The 3463-nt window shown below is 41.4% G+C and carries 2 protein-coding genes and 1 pseudogene; all 3 read left to right on the forward strand.

What is annotated here, in order from left to right; translation table 11 throughout:
• Nucleotides 1-1672, forward strand: a pseudogene (locus AAC037_RS21985) (dehydrogenase); the annotation flags it as partial.
• Nucleotides 1659-2552 (forward strand): c-type cytochrome, encoded by an 894-nt coding sequence (locus AAC037_RS21990; protein ID WP_339905641.1) that lies wholly within the window; start codon nucleotides 1659-1661, stop codon nucleotides 2550-2552. The pseudogene AAC037_RS21985 and the gene AAC037_RS21990, both read left to right, overlap by 14 nt.
• A 1-nt stretch (nucleotide 2553) precedes the next feature.
• Nucleotides 2554-3463, forward strand: a 910-nt coding sequence (locus AAC037_RS21995; RefSeq protein ID WP_339905643.1) for a VCBS repeat-containing protein, incomplete at its 3' end; no start/stop codon positions are given.

The raw sequence follows: 3463 nt of genomic DNA on the forward strand, positions 1-3463 counted from the left end.
CACCAATGGAGATGATGTCGCAGACAAGAAAGAGATCTTACTAGGGCCTTTCGAAACCAAAGATACCCATGGTATGATCAACAATCTTTTCAGAGGCTTAGATGGATGGATTCATGCCTCCCATGGTTTTAGCAATGTCTCAACTGTTTCAGGAAAAGATGGCAATTCTGTTACAATGACCTCCGGTAACACCTTCCGTTTCACGATGGATGGCCAACATGTGGAGAAAACCAGTGATGGAAGAATCAACCCATTTGGATCTGACCTGGACAAATGGGGTTACCATTATTCCGCTGATTGTCATACCCTGCCGATTTATCAAATCATAAGAAATGGCAACTACACCCAGTGGGGTAAAATGGTACCCAATATTGGACATGCCCCCACCATGATGGATTATGGACTTAACTCCACTGCCTTGTCGGGACTTGTATATTATACCGACAATCAATTTCCGGAAGAATACCAAAACAGCTTTTACTCCGGCGATGTGGTTACCTGCAGGATCAGTAGAAGCACCATGGCATTTACCGGATCAACCCCTAAAGCCAACAGAAAAGCAGATTTTTTGGTAAGCAAAGACCCCTGGTTTAGGCCTGTGGATATAAAGATTGGGCCCGATGGAGCCATGTATATTGCAGATTTTTACAATAGTATCATTGGTCATTATGAGGTACCCTTAGATCATCCTGAAAGGGATAGAAACAGTGGTAGGATTTGGAAAATCACCTATAAAGGGTCACAAAAATCACCGATCGATTGGTCTGTAGCTAATCTTGACTTTCTCATAGAAAAATTAGGGGATCCGATCTTACAAACTAGAATGATGGCAACAGATGAGCTTGTAGATAGGTTTTCAACTACTGCTATCCCTGTTTTAAAAAAGCTTGTAGCGAACGGGGGAATGCTGGAGATTCAACACGTTCAGGTGTTATGGGCTTTATTTAGATTGGATGCATTAACAGATCAAAACTTAAAAACCGCCCTCACTAGTAATAAGGAACTCGTTCGAGTTCATGCTTTTCGGATTTTAGGTGAATACCAAAGCCTAAACCAGCAGGAATTTGAATGGATTAAAAATGGCTTGGCAGACGCTAGTGCCCATGTGAGGAGAGTTGCAGCTGAAGCTTTAATCAGACATCATAGTATGGTCATGGTTTCGCCCATCCTACAAACCCTACAAAAAACCAAAGAGGAAGACAGCCATTTAATATATGCATTAAAATATGCACTTTTTCAACATGCTCAAAATCCCGAAATTCTAACTGAAATAGCTGCAAAAAACTGGTCAGCCGATGAAAAAGAGGTAGTGGCTTTGATTTTTTCAGATACAAGATCAAGAATAGCAGGGGAATTCCTAATGGAATACTTAAAAAACACCAAGATTTCAGAAGAAAAGTTTCTGGCCTATTTAACCGCTATATCCAGAAGCCTTCCTGTAGCTAAGATGGCAGGTATTATTGAGCTTGCAAAAACCAAAATGCCCCATATTCCTGCTTTCAAAAAAGCAATGGCTTTAAACAATGGAGCAAGACAACAAGGAATGACTTTTCCAGCATTACTCAATGCATGGAACTTACAAATTTGTCAAGCGGTTTTTAAAACATACTCTACCGGTAAAGCAAATAAAACTGAACGAGAATTGGAAGCATTAAAACATGCCATCAATTAAAGCCTTAATAAAAGATTCAGAGGAAGTGACAGAATTGAGAGAATTAAGTGTAAATGCTTTAATGGAAATTGACCCAAAAAATCAAATCTTTTTCTTGGAAAAATGGTTAAGAGATGGCAATAGTAGTATAAGTTTCCGGAAAATAATAGCAGAAGCAATAGGTAAATCCACTTCTGATCAAGCTTTGGACGCCTTAGGAAATGGCTTGAAAAATACCCCAATGGAATTGCAGGAACATATTGCCGCACAACTTTCAACTTCTGGAAAAGGGAAAAGCCGGCTTTTAAAATTAATAAAAGAAGGGCATGCCCCGGCAAGGGTGCTCAAAGCAAGGCAAGTGGAAGAACGGTTTCTGTCAGGAGTCAATAAAGCACAAAAATCAACTTATGAGGAATTAACCTTGAATTTGCCTCCAATCAGCGATGAAAAACAAGCCTTAATCGTTCAGCGAACCGAAGCTTTTCAAAACAAGCCTGAACAATTGGTTGCCGGGAAGGCGCTTTTTGAAGAAAATTGTGGCATATGCCATCGAGTGAGTGATAAAGGGGGAATGATTGGGCCTCAGTTAGACGGTGTGGGCAATTGGGGTGTGGAAGCTTTGGCCACCAAAGTATTGGATCCCAATAGAAATATTTCAGAAAACTTCCGTACCTACACCATCCACTTAAAAGATGGACAAACCAAATCCGGTTTGTTTAGAAGAGAAGATGGGCAGGTGCTGGTAATGGCAGACCAATCCGGAAATGAATTTACCATCTCCAAAAAAGACATAGCAAAGCAAACACCCTCTACCCTCACCCTAATGCCAGATCATTTTGGAAGCACATTTGATCAATCCCAATTCAATGGTTTAATGACCTATTTACTAAATCTTCGCTAAGATGTACCAGCCAATTCAACCCTTTATTTTTGCCTTAGTTATATTTGCAGGCCTCAGTCCTGCCTTGTCCCAAACCTCCTCCCCCGTTACTTTCAAAAAACATGTTTTGAGTACCCAATTTCTTGCTGAGGGTGCTGCCATAGGAGATGTTAATCAGGACGGATTGATGGATGTTATGGCAGGAGCTTATTGGTTTGAAGCACCAAACTGGAAGCCTCATGAATTGGAGAAACCTAAAATTTTTGAATACGATAAAGGGTATAGCAATGCATTCATTAGTCATGGGATGGACGTGAACATGGATGGGTGGGTAGACTTTGTAAGGATAGGATTTCCTGGAGAAGCTGTACTATGGTTTGAAAACCCTAAAAACCAAGCCGGTTTGTGGGAAATTCACACCATATGTCCGGCATTAGGCAATGAGTCTGCCGGCTTTTACGATGTAGACAGTGATGGCCGAATGGATTTGGTAGGAAGCATTCCTGGAAGCGGTGAAATGGTGTGGTACCGTGCTCCTACAAGCCCTCGAAATTTAAGTTGGGAAAAATTTACAATTAGTGATAAGGAAAGCCCCAGCACTGCGCGCTATGCGCACGGTTTAGGCATGGGGGATATTGATCAGGATGGAAACAAGGATCTTATCATTACTGAAGGCTGGTGGAAATCACCAGAGGATCCAAAAAAAGGTCCCTGGAAATTTCAACCTGCTACTTTTGGAGAGCCTTCGGCGCAAATGTATGCCCATGATATTAATGGAGACCATAAACCTGAAATACTTTCTTCTGCTGCGCATGAACTTGGTATTTGGTGGCATAAACAAGACCAAACCGGCGCATGGAAAACACATTTAATTGACGATAGCTTTTCCCAAACCCATGCCTTGGAACTGGTAGACATCAACAGGGATGGGC

Source organism: uncultured Cyclobacterium sp., from assembly GCF_963976465.1.
Lineage (GTDB): Bacteria > Bacteroidota > Bacteroidia > Cytophagales > Cyclobacteriaceae > Cyclobacterium.

What these genes read in the sequence shown, in the direction of transcription:
- AAC037_RS21990 (WP_339905641.1), top strand. Translation starts at nt 1,659, where the DNA reads ATGCCATCAATTAAAGCCTTAATAAAAGATTCAGAGGAAGTGACAGAA.